Here is a 16742-nt window from a genome sequence, read left to right as displayed (position 1 = left end):
AGCTAAGCTAACATGAGCGTAATCTCATCAACCCCAGGTCAACTGCAAGTGATCAAACGCACTGGTGATGTTGCCCCTTTTGACGCCGAAAAAATTTCTGTAGCAATTGGGAAAGCTTTTTTAGCCGTTGAAGGTCAGCAAAGTTCTGACTCTAGCCGTATCCATGACCGTATTACAGAACTTACAGAGATGGTAACGAATACATTTACACGTCGCTTACCATCTGGCGGCACAATTCACATTGAAGAGATTCAAGACCAAGTTGAACTTGCGCTTATGCGTACAGGCGAACAAAAAGTTGCACGTGCTTATGTCATTTACCGTGAACAGCGTACAAGTGCTCGTCAACAAATCAGTGAAAATCATCACCCAACATTACAAATCACAGATAAAAATGGACAACTCCAACCCTTAAACCTTGCAGAACTTCATGCAGAAATTAGTAAAGCTGCTGAAGATTTAGAGGGTGTAGATGTTGAAGCCATCGTTGATGAAACTGTTAAAAATCTTTATAACGGCGTAAAAGAAAGCGATATTGCCACAACCATGATTATGGCAACGCGCACACGTATCGAACAAGAACCAAACTATACTTATGTAACTGCTCGCCTCCTGCGTAATGAACTTGTAAAAACAGGGTTAGCATTTTTAGATCTAGATGTAACAACATCTGAAGCAGATGCACTTGAAGCCTTCTTAAAAAAAGGTATTGAATTAGATTTGCTCTCTCCTGAGCTTCTAAAATTTGATCTTGCAAAACTTTCAGCAGCCATTCAGCCTGAACGTTCAAACCAGTTTACCTACCTCGGTTTACAAACATTATTTGACCGTTACTTCATTCACTCTAAAGGTGTACGTTTCGAGCTTCCGCAATTATTCTTCATGCGTGTTGCAATGGGTCTATCACTCAATGAAGCTGACCGTGAAGCGCGTGCTATCGAGTTCTATAACCTATTGTCTAGCTTTGACTACATGGCTTCTACGCCAACGTTATTCAATTCTGGGACACTACGCCCACAGCTTTCAAGTTGCTACCTAACCACAATTGATGATGATCTATATGACATCTATGGTGCAATGCGTGACAATGCAATGCTTTCAAAATGGGCTGGTGGTCTAGGAAATGACTGGACACCTGTTCGTGCATTGAACTCATACATCAAAGGCACTAATGGTAAATCACAAGGTGTTGTACCATTCCTTAAAGTTGCTAACGATACTGCTGTTGCAGTAAACCAAGGTGGTAAGCGTAAAGGTGCAGTATGTGCATACTTAGAAACTTGGCACTTAGACATCGAAGAATTCTTAGAGCTCCGTAAAAATACAGGTGATGACCGCCGTCGTACACATGACATGAACACTGCAAACTGGGTACCTGACCTATTTATGCAACGTGTGATTGAAGATGGTGAATGGACACTATTTACTCCATCAGAAACACCAGACCTACACGACCTTACTGGTATTGAGTTTGCAGAACGCTACGCACACTATGAAAGCATTGCAAAATCTACAGATATGCTTCATAAAAAAGTACGTGCAAAAGACTTATGGCGCAAAATGTTATCTATGCTGTTTGAAACAGGTCACCCATGGATTACATTCAAAGATGTATGTAACTTACGTTCACCTCAGCAGCATGTTGGCGTTGTTCACTCATCAAACTTATGTACAGAAATTACATTAAACACAAATAAAGATGAAATTGCAGTATGTAATTTAGGTTCAATTAACCTTGTTCGTCATATCGAGAATGGTCAGCTAAATCAAGCAAAACTTGAACGTACCATTAAAACTGCTGTACGTATGCTTGATAACGTTATTGACATCAACTACTACGCTGTACCTCAAGCGAAAAACTCAAATATGAAACACCGCCCTGTGGGTATGGGTATTATGGGCTTCCAAGATGCGCTTTACGAAATGGGCATGGCATACGGTTCAGACCAAGCGGTTTCATTTGCAGATGAATCTATGGAAGTGATTAGCTACCATGCAATTCAAGCATCTAGCGATCTTGCTGTAGAGCGTGGCGCTTATTCGACATTTGAAGGTTCATTATGGGATCAAGGTATTTTACCAATTGACTCACTTGAACTTGTAGCAAAATCACGCCCTGAAAAAATGTTTGAAGTTGATCGCTCACAGCGTTTAGATTGGGATACGTTACGTCAGAAAGTTCAAAAAGATGGTATGCGCAACTCAAATGTGATGGCAATTGCACCTACAGCAACTATTTCGAATATTTGTGGTGTTTCTCAATCAATTGAGCCAACCTTCCAAAACTTATACGTAAAATCGAACCTTTCAGGTGAGTTTACAATCATTAATCCATACCTTGTTCGTGCATTGAAAGAACGTGGCTTATGGGATGTTGTTATGGTCAACGATCTTAAGCATTACGAAGGTTCTGTCGAAAAGATTGCTCGTATTCCTGAAGACTTAAAAGCAATGTTTGCAACTGCTTTTGAAGTTGAACCTCGTTGGATTGTAGATGCTGCATCACGTCGTCAAAAATGGATTGATCAAGCACAATCATTGAACCTCTATATTGGTGGTGCAAATGGTAAAAAACTTGATATTACCTATAAAATGGCTTGGTTACGTGGTTTAAAAACTACATATTACCTCCGAGCATTAGGCGCAACATCAACTGAGAAATCAACGATTAATACAGGTGCATTAAATGCAGTGAAAACAACAACTGTTTCTTCACCTGTAACTCAAGCGGTAACACCTGCTTCTGAAGAAGGTTTTTCACAAGCAGCACCAGTGCCACAAGCATGTTCAATCGACAATCCTGATTGCGAAGCTTGCCAATAAATTAAGACTTAGAAGTGCATAGAACATATGCACTTCTAAACGATTAGACCGATATATTGCATGGATCAATCATGTTTGCACACCTATCAAACAACTACGAACTGGGTCTAACCCTATATGTCCTGACCTATCTCGTATTCTGCATTCCTGTGGTCTATGTCATTTATAAGGTCTATCAAGAAAAACGGAAGCAAAATAAGTGATACCTTACTTCCTTTTGTATAAATAAAAAACAGGAAGTAAACTAAACTTATTTTTGCTTATACAGAATAAACGTATAGTAGAGACATCTTCGTCGTAAGATGTCTTATAAAAGATACACAACGAAGAGAGAACTATTATGTCTATCCTAAGTTGGGACGATTTTGAAGATGATTCGAAAAAACAGACTCCAGAGTCCAAACCTACGCCCGTCGAACAGGAAAAAGCGCCTGAGTCGCAAATGGTATCTACTACACAACCATCGCAGAAGAACACTGACGATTCTCATGCCACTACAACAAACGGAAGAGCCTCAGAACATACAACCGATTCAATGGTTCGAGCATCTGAAGCCCTAAAAAGTTTAGATATTGCACCAGGCTTAGAAGAGCTTGAAATGGGTGCAGGTCGTGTACAGGTTGATGATAAAGCAATGATCAACTGTCGTGCTGACTTAAACCAATTAGTTCCATTTAAATATGAATGGGCATGGCAAAAATATCTTGATGGCTGTGCAAACCACTGGATGCCTCAAGAAGTCAATATGAACCATGATATTGCGCTTTGGAAATCTGAAAATGGATTAACTGAAGACGAACGTACAATTATTATGCGTTCACTTGGTTTCTTCTCTACAGCAGACTCTTTAGTTGCAAATAACCTTGTATTGGCAATTTATCGTTTAATTACAAACCCTGAATGCCGTCAGTACATTTTGCGTCAAGGTTTTGAAGAAGCAATTCATACACATGCTTACCAATACTGTATCGAGTCATTGGGTATGGATGAAGGTGAAGTGTTTAACATGTATCGTGAAGTTCCATCTGTTGCACGTAAAGCAGCATGGGGCCTAAAATATACACAAGCGCTTGGTGATCCAACATTTAAAACAGGTACGCCTGAAACTGACCAACAGCTTCTTCGTAACCTAATCGCATTCTACTGTGTCTTAGAAGGTATCTTCTTCTACTGTGGCTTTACTCAAATTTTGAGTATGGGTCGTCGTAACAAAATGAATGGTGTCGCTGAACAGTTCCAGTATATTTTGCGTGATGAATCTATGCATGTGAACTTCGGGATCGATATGATTAACCAAATCAAGATCGAAAATCCACACCTATGGACAGCAGAATTCCAACAAGAAGTCATTCAAATGATTCTTGAAGGTACAATGCTAGAAATCGAATATGCACGCGATACCATGCCACGTGGCGTATTAGGTATGAATGCAGCAATGATGGAAGAATACTTAAAGTTCATTTGTAACCGTCGCCTTGTGCAGTTAGGCCTACCTGAACAATATAAAGGCGTGACAAATCCATTCCAATGGATGTCAGAGATGATGGACTTGCGTAAAGAGAAAAACTTCTTCGAAACGCGTGTAACAGATTACCAAACAGGTGGTGCGCTTAGTTGGTAAGCACACCCTAAAAAAGAAGCCTTTATGGGCTTCTTTTTTTATTAATCATCTAAAGAAATAACCCCATAGCGTGCGCTATCTTTCTGTTTCATATATGCCCACAACTGATTTCCATAGTCAAAATGCCACCACTCCGAAGGCAAATTACTAAAACCTGCTGAAAGCATTGCCCAATATAAAATTCGACGGTTTTTACAAGCCACTTTATAGTTTTTTTCATCCTCTAAAGCATTTGTAAAACTCAATGAATGAATTTCATCAAATTTCGTCCCCATATCTAACATATTTCCACATTCATCACACAAAGTAACATCGACAGATCCTCCTGTTAAATGTGGGCTAGGTTTCAAGGCATCAATACTTGGTAATGCTACAAACTGATCTAGCAGTTCATATTGTTTAGTTACACTCAAATCCTTATATTTTTTCTGAATTTCCAAGTAGAAATTTTCTCTCAAGTGCTTTTGAACCTCTACAGGTCTCCAACCATCCAAAACCATCAAGTATATTCCATTAGGTAAAGCTTGGCTGACTAGAATAAGCTTTTCTATTAAAGCTGCTCGGACATAACATGTTGGCAAAGCACCCTGTATATTTTCATAAAAATAAGCGGGATATGTCCAAACATGATGCACTTTCAATATCTCAGTATTGATTAACTCTTCATTAGATGCATGAATTTTGGTTTTAAACATATCATCCCAATTGATATGCTTCTGACTTGGAATATTTTTATAATACATATATAGATGACATTTTTATGATGCTTAAGCGCATAAGCATAGAACTGAATATTCTAGATGTAAATAATATAAAAAAAAGAGCCTCTAAAATAAGAAGCTCTTTTTGTAATAAAATATCTAAAAACTATACAATAGAACCCGTTTGATAATGGGCAAATGGTACAGCAGTCGATTGCTGATATGGTGCTTTAAAATCATTTAGACCAGAAGCTGCTTCATGAATATCTTTCCCTTCTTTAATGACAAAACTATCAAAGCCTGAGCGTTTTAAATAATTTAGTACATCTTTAAAGATATCACCCACTGCCCTTAACTCACCTTTAAAACCTTGGCGACGTAAAAGTGCAGCAAAAGAATAACCACGACCATCATTAAACCCTGCAAATTCAATAAAAATAGTATCTAATTCGCTTAATGGGAACTCTGTTGTTTCAGGAGAGCTATCAACCGTTAATAAAAGTGCTTTTTTTCCTGATATTTGTCCCAATAAATCAAACTGCTCAACCGTTAGAAGAACATCACCCTGAGGAACAATAAGATCATCTGCTATAAACTGATAAGTATTTTCAGTAATCTCACCATCTTTTAAAAGCACAGGTAGTTCAATATTAGGCATATGCTCTCTCCTTAAACGGCGCAATTCCAACACGGCGATAAGTATCAATAAATGATTCGTCTGATTCACGTAAATCTAAATATGTATTTAAGATTTCCTCTACAACATCAGGAACAGCTTCTGCAGCAAAAGAAGGTCCTAAAATATTACCAATCGAAGCATCATGATTTGAATTACCACCCAAGGTAATTTGGTAGAACTCTGCACCTTTTTTATCAACACCTAAGATACCAATATGCCCTACATGATGGTGACCACAAGCATTCATACAACCAGAAATATTTAAATCAAGCTTACCAATATTATAAATCGTATCCAAATCATCAAAACGGCGTGTAATAGCTTCTGAAATTGGAATCGATTTGGCATTTGCTAGTGAGCAGTAATCCCCACCTGGACAACAAATAATATCAGTTAAAAATCCAATATGAGCACGTGCCATATTTGCATTTTCAAGCGTTTGCCATAGCTCAAACAATTCACTTTGAGCAACATCAACCAACGAAATATTTTGTTCGTGTGTTGTTCTTAACTCACCAAAGGTATATTTATCTGCAAGATCGGCAATAAAATGCATTTCTTCAGTCGTCATATCACCCGGTGCAATACCCGCACGCTTCAAGTTAATATTTACGATACGATAACCTGCAACTTTATGCGCATGCGTATTTACATTAAACCATTGCTTAAATTTTGGATATTGAGCAAAGACTTCCGAGAAATCTTCATCTTTACGCACTTCATACTCAAACGGTGTAAATACAGCATCCATTTTTTGCAATAAAGCAGGGTCAACCGTTAAATTTTCTTTAGTATATAAAAACTCTGCTTCAACTTTTTCAGCAAAAACTTCAGGAGTCATTGCCTTAACAAGTATCTTAATACGTGCTTTATATTTATTATCACGACGACCATGTAAATTATAAACACGTAACACGGCATCTAAATAAGCTATTAGTTCTTCACGTGGAAGAAATTCACGAATCACACTACCAATCATTGGTGTACGACCAAGACCACCACCGACTTTAACTTTATAGCCTATCTCGCCATGTTCATTTCTAACAATATAAATACCAATATCATGAAATGAAGCAGCAGCACGATCCGTTTCCTCTACAGCAGAAACAGCAATTTTAAATTTACGTGGTAAAAATGCAAACTCAGGATGGAAAGTACTCCACTGGCGAATGAGTTCACAAGTAGGTCTAGGGTCTGCAACCTCACCTGCAACAACTCCTGCATATTGATCAGTCGTTGTATTACGAATACAGTTACCGCTTGTTTGAATAGCATGCATCTGTACAGTTGCAAGTTCAGTCAAAATATCTGGTACATCTTCAAGTTCAGGCCAGTTCAACTGAATATTTTGACGTGTAGAAATATGTGCATAACCACGGTCATATTGTTTAGAAATATCAGCAATCTTTCTCAATTGCTTAGTATTCATCAAACCATATGGTACAGCTATACGTAACATTGGCGCATAACGCTGTACGTATAACCCATTTTGCAAACGTAAAGGTCGGTACTCATCTTCTGTCAGTGTACCATTCAAATAACGTTGTGTTTGGTCACGAAATTGTGCAACTCGTTCATCTACCAGTTGCTGATCGAAATCAGTATATAAATACATGGCGTTTAGCTAGTAATTTCAAGGTCTATGTTCATAGCATAGAATGATTTAACTCATCAGCGAAATGCTTTTTTTGCATATTTAATAGCGGTTTTACTGATAACGCCAAAAATTACATATAAAAAAGCCCAGTCGAAACTGGGCTTTTTTATTTAAAGTATATTATTTTGCATCTGGTAATGCATAAGCAACTAAGTAGTCACCCATTTTTGTACCAAATGAACCATGACCACCAGCCATGATTACAACATACTGTTTACCACCAATTTCATAAGTTAAAGGTGTTGCTTGTCCACCAGCTGGTAAACGTGCTTCCCATAACTTATCACCATTCGTAATGCTATACGCACGGATATAGTTATCTTGCGTACCTGCGATAAACATTAAGTTACCTGCAGTCGAAATTGAACCACCTAAACCAGGAACACCAATTTTAAGTGCTGGTAATTGGAATAATTTCGGTAAACTATCACGAACTGTACCAATACGTTTTTTCCATGCAACTTGATGCGTATTTAAATCAACTGCTGCAATGTAACCCCAACCTGGTTGTTTACATGGTAAACCAAGCGGTGATAAGAACGCAGAGATTTCAACACCATAAGGAACACCATACATCGGCTGCATACCAGCTTCTGTACCAGCACCTTTAGTTTCAACCTTACGATTTGGATCTTGTGGAATTAAACGAGTTACAAACGGCAATGCAAGTGGGTTTGTTAATGCAACCTGACGATCAGGGTTAACAGAAATACCACCCCACTCAAACACACCTAAGTTACCAGGGAATACTAATGTGCCATTTTCAGATGGTGGCGTATAGATACCTTGATAGTTCAATGTTTTGAAATAGATACGGCAATATAACTGATCGAACATAGTGGCACCCCACATGTCTTTATCAGTTAGCTTGTCTTTTGGTGCTAAATCAATATCAGAGAACGGCTGTGTTGGAGAATAAAATTCGCCTTTTGTTGCTGGACCAATTAAGATTTTCTGAGGTACTGGACGCTCAGTAATTGGAACAATAGCTTTACCATCACGACGGTCAAGAACAAATACATTACCTGTTTTTGTTGTTACATAAACTGCAGGAACAACATTACCAGCTTTATCTTTAGTATCTGCAAGTGTTGGCTGAGATGGAACATCCATATCCCACAAGTCATGATGTGTTGTTTGGAAGTGCCAGATTAACTTACCTGTTGTTGCATTTAATGCAAGTACAGAGTTTGCATAACGCTCTTTCAACTCAGTACGGTCTCCACCCCAAATATCTGGTGTACCTACACCTGTTGGAATGTAAACGATATCTAGTTTTTCATCATAAGCAAGTGGTGCCCATGCATTTGGTGAGTTATGTACAAATGTTTGACCCGGCGCAGGAATTGCATTTGGATCTTGTGCACCTGTATCAAATGCCCATAACAGTTTACCAGTATTTACATCATAACCACGAATTACACCAGATGGCTCTTTTGTAGAGAAGTTATCTGTTGTTGCACCCGCAATAATAATTGTAGTACCAGTCACAACTGGTGGAGATGTTGGGTTATACCCACCTGGGTATGGATAAGGCATATCTTTTTGAAGATCTACTTCACCATTTTTACCAAAGTCTGTACATGGCTTACCATTATCAGCATTTACTGCAACTAAACGTCCATCATTTACAGGTAAAATAACTTTACGTGGACATTGAGTCGAACTTGACTGCTTAAACTTAATACTTGTAGCAAATTCTTTCGTATTATTTTCATCATAATACGATACACCGCGACAAGTTAAGTGTTGGAAAGTAATATCTGATTTAAGCTTTGGATCGAAACGCCACTTTTCTTGACCAGTCTTAGGATCTAAGGCAATTAAATTTTGATGAGCTGTACAGAAGTACATATTATCACCAATTTTAATTGGTGTTACCTCATTTGTGATCTCACCTGGATCATTTGCATTTTTCAGATCACCAGTACGGAATACCCAAGCTTCTTTTAAATCTTGAACGTTTTTATCATTAATCTGTGTTAATGGAGAATAACGTTGACCATCTTGTGTACGACCATATGCAGGCCAATCAGCATCTGCAACACCAGGTGTTGTTGTTGCGTGTGCTGGTTGATTTGCTGTAATTTCGCCATTAATTTCTTGTGGGTCATTAAAGATAGAATAAACCATCACAACAATTGCGAATGCAAGCGTTGCTGCAAGCGTCATACGGCTTGGCGTTTTAGGTTGTTGAATCCCATTTGTCACAGCAGGAATCAACATCCAAATTCCAAGTACACCTAAAATATCAAGACGTGGTACCAATGCCCAAAAATCTGAACCGACTTCCCAAAGCCCCCAGATTGTTGTTCCTAGCATTAACACAGCATATACAAGATAAGATGCAATAGAACGACGGAATAACAAAATACCTGATGCCAATAACATCAGACCAGCAATAATATAGTAGAAAGAGCCGCCTAAGACCGCAAGATAAACACCAGCGCCTAGAACGACAAGGCCCAATACTGTCAGTACAAATGCAGTAAAGTTCCTCATTCCTGAACTCTTTGAGGGTTGATCCATAATCACCTCTAATTTCCGGCTTGAGCTAATTCGATAGGCACCAATGCCCATTTTAGTCCGAAGCCAACCATTTTATACAAATAAAACAAACCTTAATTACCCTTCCCGTCTTGCAGGTGAATAATTGAGGTTTGTTCAAATAAGTGCCATTAAAGTCATTTTAAAGGCACAAGCTTAAAATTAAAATGCTGTGATGAGCTTAATGCCCCCCACCCAAGCATTATTACCATCTTTTAATGCACCAATATGACGAATATATTGGACATTTGGACGAACTGTTAACCAGTTCGCAGGATGGAAACCATAGTAAAGTTCAGCATCATATTCACTATCATAGCGTGCACCTGATTTATGAATACGTGCAAAACCTAGAGCTATTTCATCTTGTGGACGTGCATCAAATAGGCCTACATATGTCAAGCCAATATTTTGCATATTTGATATTTGACTATCATCAACATTTTTTGAGTCATTATCAAAGAAAGATGTACTAAAAGAACCCGTCAATCCTCGACTTGAGTCGCCATTATGGGCGGTAAGTTGCTGTTTAACTGAAATCCATGTACTTTGCTTATGTGAAACATTTACGTTTAGACTATTCTTATCTACTGTACTATAAGAGTAACCTAAACGATACTCTCCTGGTAAAGCCTCAGCCAAAATCTTTGGCTGCCAAACGACTTCTACAGGAATAATCGCACCATCTGAGCCATCCGTACTTAAATTAAAGCCTTTTCCACGCTTTAGGTTTTCGGGGTTATGCTCAAAAGCACCTATTTGTACATATAAATTTGGCTCTATATTGTATTTTATACGCGCTGCCCACTGACTTACAGGCCAATTATACCATTGATCGCCTGCCCAATTGCCAACCTGTCCGCCGCATAATGCTAAATTTTGAAAGTTACATTCAAAACTATTAAAATCTTCAGCTTCACCAAAACGACCGACTTTTACATCCAGTGCTTGGTTCAAAAACTGTTTCTTAATCCATAAATCAGTTAAACGCCATGTTTGACCACGCCCCCAAACTTCTTGAACTGAGCTGAGCTGACCATTTAATGCATCTGAAGTATTAGTAAGGTTTTGACCACTACGGTGTGTAATTGTAATTTGTGCTTGTGTATCATTCCAACCCAATATTTTTGTTAGATCAAAATTTGCACCTAAATTAATTTGATCGGAGTATCCTGTACCATGACTTGACGAATTTTTAGAATCTAAAACATTTGCAAGCTCACCAGTATACCCGAATGAGAAGTCATACCCTTGTTCTTTTAATGCTGTTCTTTCCCCAGCCCAATCACCAAGCATATAAGAGCTTTTCACATTAAATGCATCTTCTGCATGTACTTGAGTCATTCCTGACACAATCATCGTACATATAGATAAACGAAAGATTAATGAAGACATATCCATTTGTACATAACCTTTGTTGTTTTACTGAAACGCATAGAATACTATTATTATTGTAACATTTGTTAAATATTTTGTTAAAACTCTAAAACATAATATTTTACTAACCCTAATAAAATTGAATTAAAAATAAAGTTAAAAATATCAACAATATATGTCAAAAACAACAGATATTTTATTATTATATATAAATATATTTTTAAAATACACCCATAGTAAAGCATTTACTCTATTTTAGACTTTTATGCTAAAATTACCTTTAGCATGAATTTCCACTATATAGAAATATACTATTGTTTCTAATACATGCTTTATAAGTCAATAGACAGCTTTGCTGTCCAAAACAGCACGCAACATCTCTTTATACTTTCAATTATTGTCTAGGTTTATTATTTGTGAATATAAAAGCTATTGATGGGCTTAATGTCAGCCGCGATACAATTAGCATTTACTTTGTTAATGCTGCCCTCACAGGCGTAAAAAAACTCGGTATGGATGTTGAAACATTGCTTTCTCATGTAGGTATTGAGGCTGAGCTATTAAAACAAGCAAAAGCACGGATTTCTCCTGAGCAATATACTCGCTTTATTAAAATGCTTTGGATGGTAACTCAAGATGAGCATGCAGGCTTTTCTGCACAGCCACGTCGTCTAGGTACTTTTGCAATGATGTGCCAGTTAATCATTCATGCAAAAACACTTAGAGAAGCTTTAGAGCTATCTACACAATTTTATCGACTCTTTGGAGACGACTGGTACATTAGTTTAGAACATGATAAACATGAGGCACGCTTCGTTCCATTTATTCCAAAAACAGACGATCCAAGTCACTTCATGACTGAAAGTATGCTAATGATTTGGCATGGTCTTGCTTCATGGCTAATTGACAGAAGAATTCCTTTAGAACGTGTCCACTTTAACTATAGTAGACCCGAGCAAGCAGATGAATATGATGCCCTATTCTTTGCACCTGTTATTCAATTTGATATGGCACGTACAGAAGTTACATTTGCTGCTGACTATCTAGACCTTCCTATTCGTCAGAACACAGAAACATTAGAAGAATTTCTTAAAGTTGCACCTGCACAATTACTCGTTAAATTCAAAAATACAAATTCACTGACATCACGTATTAGAGATGTGCTCAAAAGCCACATTGGTGAAGAAATGCCAACATTAAATGATGTTGCATCTATGCTATACCTTTCTCCTCAAACACTACGTAGACGTCTAGCTTCAGAAGGACGTAGCTACCAAGGTGTTAAAGATGCTCTGCGTAGAGATGCTGCAATTCATTTATTGCTACAACCTAAACTTACGTTAGAAGATGTCGCTCAACAGGTTGGTTTTAGTGAAACAAGTACGTTTCATAGAGCATTTAAAAAGTGGACAGGAGTGACTCCTGGCCTTTACAGACAATTACATGGCTCTTTATAAAGCTCTCTTGATTATCCTCATAATATATGAGGATAATCAAATATCTAAAAATTAGAACCCTAGTGTGACTGATATTTTTACTTGACACCGAAAGATTTAGGATTTAGTCACTATGCGCCCTATCTAGACACATACAAAATTTGCAATATTTCAAAAAGACCAACGTAGGAATATGAAAACCTATTAAAACAATATAGCTTTCACCTAAATCAAAATTTGACTAACTACTCCCCGACTATACGCTTTTACTTACCATCAACTATAAAATTTACTGTTCCTAAAATCTATAATCACAGACTATATGAAAATTACCTGCATTCAAGCATAATTGATTCTGTTTATGCGCTACGAACATCCAAAAAAATTGACTTTAATTACAAAACTAATCTAGAGCGTAGGCAACCTAAGAAACTGCCTACTGCTATTCATCACATAATAAAAATTAGCAGCAACATCCTTCGCGTTGCTGGTCAACACTTTCATCTGCTAATAATCTTTCTAAACTCTGGTTTTTAATTCCATACATTTCTTTTAATTTCTGAATTTGCTGTATAATTTTTTGATCAGGTTCGACAAAATCCTGTTTTTTCACAGCTAAAATCATTTTATTTTTACTCGTATGCTCAAGTGCAACAAACTCAAATACTTTCGTTTCATAGCCATATGCATTAAGTAAAAGCGCACGAATCGTATCTGTTAACATTTCTGCCTGCTGCCCTTGGTGAATACCATACTGCAACATAGGCTGTAAAACTTCAGGGCTTTTCAACTGTGGACGCAATTCCTTATGACAGCATGGCGCACACATAATCATAGATGCATTCAAGCGTATACCACAATGAATTGCAAAATCTGTTGCAATATCACAAGCATGCAAGGCAATCATCACATCTAAATGCTCAGGAGAATAACTGCGGACATCTCCTTGAAAAAAATCAAGTGAACTAAATGCATTTTTATCTGCCACTTTTTGACAAAAATCAACCAAATTATCTCTTAACTCAACACCCGTAATATGAGGATTCCAACCTTTTTGGCTCAAATAATCATACATCGCAAAGGTCAAATAACCTTTACCCGAACCAAAGTCTACAACATGCAATTGCTTATCTTTCATTGCTATTTGATCTAAAGCACTAGAGAAAGTTTCAATAAACTTATTAATCTGCTTCCACTTTCTTGCCATGCTTGGAATCACTTTATGCTGCTGATCTGTAATTCCTAAATCAGTTAAATATGCCTGATTCTGCTCAATATATCGATGCTTCTCTCGGTCATGGCTTGCATTTGAAACACGTATTTGTTGCTGTTTACTCTGTGTCAAAATTGCTTTCTTCTTGGCCTTCTTAAGTTGCCACTCGGCTTCAGCACTCCACAGATTTGCCTGTTTCACATGCTGAAGTTCGGTATAGATCTGAGACAAAGCTTCATCTATCGTATAATTCTTTGTAACATCCTGTGTTTGATAACGATACACTGCGGAAACCATCACCTGTTGCTGAATTTCAACTGTTCTAAAGCTCATTTTTTCAAGATGTGCTTCTGCGCCCTGATACTTACTTAAAACAAGACGCTCAAAATTATTCTGATCGAATAACGCTTTCACTTGATAAAAAAACTGTTTTTCTTGCTCAGAAGCAAAATCTTGAACTACCATGACCACTACCTAAATAAAGTTACAAATCCATTTTAAATCTTCTTACTTTAAAAGCAAAATTGAATTAATATACAAGTGTATTTTTAATAATGTAGAGACTATGACAACAGATCAAACCTTAAACTATGATGTCCAAGAAGAACGCCTCAATGTTTTAACACATGGCTTAGGTACTGCTATCGCAATTATTGCAAGCATTCAACTCATTTGTAAAACATCATTTTTAACAGGTACAGGTTGGCTTAGTATTTGGGTATATTGCTTTGGTTTAATCTTCGTACTTTCTAGCTCTACCCTTTACCATTGGTCAAAAACAGCAGAAGCAAGAAGATGGTATAAAAAGCTGGATCATACCGCAATTTATTACTTAATTGCAGGTACATATACACCACTTTTATACCTAAATATTCCAACGCCCAAAGCTCATTATATTTTAATTTCGTTATGGATAATGACTGCTATTGGTACGCTATTTAAAATATTTTTTGCACATCGTTTTGGAAAAGTATCACTCATTGCCTATATTACAATGGGATGGTTTGCTGTACTCATGTTTAACGATATGAGAACTTACCTCTCACCTGAATGTCTACAGCTACTTGTTATTGGTGGACTAGCTTATACTATTGGTGCTATTTTTTATGCACTAAAGAAAATTCGCTATACACATGCAATTTGGCATGTTTTTGTTTTATTAGGTGCAGGTGCCCATTTTCTTGCTATTTATAAATATGCGATTCCTCACCATATATAAAAAAAGGCTATCATTTGATAGCCTTTTTTAAAATATTCACTTATAGACCTGTTAATAAAACTCTTGCCACTTCATTCATTAAAATTTCAGCAATATATAATGCTAAAAATGCAACCATTGGTGATAAATCAATCATACCCATATTTGGCATAATACGACGAAATGGTGCAAGAAGTGGCTCCGCAAGCTCTTGTATTACTTCTATATATGGAGATCTAGATTGAGTAAACATAACCACCCAGCTTAGAATAATTGTCGCAAAAATAAGATAGCGACAAATACTAATTAAAGCTTGAATCATAGTCACAAATGTATAAACCAATAAATACCATGCACTATATGGAGGTGTACCTGAAAGATACATCTCAACAAAATTTTTCAATAGGCATAACACAATAAGCAATGCAATTGCTGCAAGATTTACCCTACCTTTAGCAACAGTTGGAAAAATACGACTAAATGTATCTACAAACTTTGTCGCTTTCATTGTTGCAAGTACAACTGGATTATATGGACTAACCATCGCCAACTGTATCAAGAACCTACCAAATATCAATAAAATAACAGCATTCAGTAAGATACTAAGAATTTGCGCACTGTTTGCACCCATAGATATTATGTCCTAACTTGATGATTTGGTACTTTCGCTAAGTCCTTGAGTTAGCGTTTGACTGCATTTTTGAGCTGCTGCGAGCGCAGTTTGGATACTTTGAGAAATCGATTCTCTATCAAATACCTGTAATGCTGCTTCAGTTGCTCCATTTGGAGAAGTTACTTTCTTACGCAACTCTGCCGGAGAAAATCCACTACTAATTGCCATTTGAGCTGCACCTAATGCAGTTTGTAGCGTTAATGCTGCCGCAGTCTTCTCATCTAGCCCCATATTTTTTCCTGCACGAATCATACTTTCCATCATATAGAAAAAATATGCTGGGCCAGAGCCAGAAATCGCAGTAACTGCATCTAAATCACTCTCAGCTTCAACCCAAATACAAAGTCCTGTCACAGCAAGTATCTTCGCACTAAGGTTTTTATCTATTTCACTCACATCTGCCAATGCAAATATACCATGCGCCCCTGTCTGAACCAATGCAGGAATATTTGGCATTGCTCTAACAATATTATATGTATTTGTAAGTTGTGCAAGTGTAGAAAGTGATGCACCAGCCACAATCGATATAATGAGTTTATCTTTAAATAAATTTTTTAATGGTGCCAAAACCGATACCAACTCTTGTGGCTTTACAGCAAGAATAACAACATCAACCCAATACAACATATCAGCACTTTCTTTAAAAATACTAATATCTTTTTCTTTCAGAATTTCTCGAACACTTTCGGAAGATTCTGCTACACAAATCTGCTCTCTCGGAAAACCATTAACAATAAGCCCCCCAATTAATGCTTGTGCAATATTACCACCACCAATAAAACCAATTTTATGATTTAATAATACATCTATATCCATG

Annotated in this window: 12 protein-coding genes; 4 read left to right on the top strand and 8 right to left on the bottom strand. The window is 37.2% G+C overall.

All coding sequences use genetic code 11. The features are described 5' to 3' along the window. The first annotated feature begins 12 nt into the window (after nt 1–12). Both AC1MPL_RS05730 and AC1MPL_RS05725 read left to right on the top strand, forming a co-directional pair. Complete coding sequence (locus tag AC1MPL_RS05730) at nt 13–2823, top strand: ribonucleoside-diphosphate reductase subunit alpha (protein WP_479764859.1); 2811 nt, start codon at nt 13–15, stop codon at nt 2821–2823. A gap of 340 nt (nt 2824–3163) precedes the next feature. Continuing rightward, a complete protein-coding gene (locus AC1MPL_RS05725) occupies nt 3164–4444 on the top strand; it encodes a ribonucleotide-diphosphate reductase subunit beta (RefSeq protein ID WP_479764858.1) in 1281 nt (426 codons plus the stop codon). A gap of 41 nt (nt 4445–4485) precedes the next feature. Here AC1MPL_RS05725 and AC1MPL_RS05720 read toward each other — a convergent pair whose 3' ends face one another. From AC1MPL_RS05720 to AC1MPL_RS05700, 5 genes are all read right to left on the bottom strand, one after another. Further along, a complete protein-coding gene (locus AC1MPL_RS05720; protein ID WP_479764857.1) occupies nt 4486–5187 on the bottom strand; it encodes a M15 family metallopeptidase in 702 nt (233 codons plus the stop codon). Nucleotides 5188–5311: 124 nt separating this feature from the next. Next, a complete protein-coding gene (locus AC1MPL_RS05715; RefSeq protein ID WP_479764856.1) occupies nt 5312–5803 on the bottom strand; it encodes a DUF934 domain-containing protein in 492 nt (163 codons plus the stop codon). Further along, nucleotides 5796–7439, bottom strand: coding sequence for a nitrite/sulfite reductase (locus tag AC1MPL_RS05710; protein ID WP_479764855.1), 1644 nt, complete (start codon nt 7437–7439; stop codon nt 5796–5798). The genes AC1MPL_RS05715 and AC1MPL_RS05710 overlap by 8 nt, the downstream gene beginning before the upstream one ends. Nucleotides 7440–7601: 162 nt before the next feature. Beyond that, nucleotides 7602–10010, bottom strand: a complete 2409-nt coding sequence (locus AC1MPL_RS05705; RefSeq protein WP_479764854.1) for a glucose/quinate/shikimate family membrane-bound PQQ-dependent dehydrogenase — start codon at nt 10008–10010, stop codon at nt 7602–7604. 180 nt (nt 10011–10190) lie between these two features. After that, nucleotides 10191–11429 (bottom strand): carbohydrate porin, encoded by a 1239-nt coding sequence (locus AC1MPL_RS05700; RefSeq protein ID WP_479764853.1) that lies wholly within the window; start codon nt 11427–11429, stop codon nt 10191–10193. Between the two features lie 407 nt (nt 11430–11836). Here AC1MPL_RS05700 and AC1MPL_RS05695 point away from each other — a divergent pair, with 407 nt between their 5' ends. After that, nucleotides 11837–12862, top strand: a complete 1026-nt coding sequence (locus AC1MPL_RS05695; RefSeq protein ID WP_479766165.1) for an AraC family transcriptional regulator — start codon at nt 11837–11839, stop codon at nt 12860–12862. Nucleotides 12863–13304: 442 nt separating this feature from the next. On the opposite strand, the gene AC1MPL_RS05690 is transcribed toward AC1MPL_RS05695, so the two are convergent. Further along, entirely contained in the window at nt 13305–14519 is a 1215-nt protein-coding gene (locus AC1MPL_RS05690) for a class I SAM-dependent methyltransferase (protein ID WP_479764852.1), read from the bottom strand. Between the two features lie 100 nt (nt 14520–14619). Between AC1MPL_RS05690 and trhA the strand changes: the two genes are divergently transcribed. Continuing rightward, nucleotides 14620–15273 (top strand): PAQR family membrane homeostasis protein TrhA, encoded by a 654-nt coding sequence (trhA, locus tag AC1MPL_RS05685; RefSeq protein ID WP_479764851.1) that lies wholly within the window; start codon nt 14620–14622, stop codon nt 15271–15273. A 40-nt stretch (nt 15274–15313) separates the two neighbouring features. On the opposite strand, the gene AC1MPL_RS05680 is transcribed toward trhA, so the two are convergent. Together AC1MPL_RS05680 and proC are read right to left on the bottom strand one after the other, a co-directional pair. Then, on the bottom strand, nt 15314–15883 hold the full coding sequence (locus AC1MPL_RS05680; protein WP_479764850.1) for a YggT family protein: 570 nt from the start codon (nt 15881–15883) through the stop codon (nt 15314–15316). A 12-nt stretch (nt 15884–15895) separates the two neighbouring features. Further along, the gene (gene proC / locus AC1MPL_RS05675) at nt 15896–16735 is read right to left on the bottom strand and encodes a pyrroline-5-carboxylate reductase (RefSeq protein WP_479766163.1); all 840 of its coding nucleotides are present in this window, start codon (nt 16733–16735) and stop codon (nt 15896–15898) included. Between the last annotated feature and the right edge of the window lie 7 nt (nt 16736–16742).

This window comes from Acinetobacter sp. N1-1 (assembly GCF_056711485.1).
Note: the sequence above shows the minus strand (reverse complement) of the source record. Positions and strands in the feature narration are given on the sequence as shown.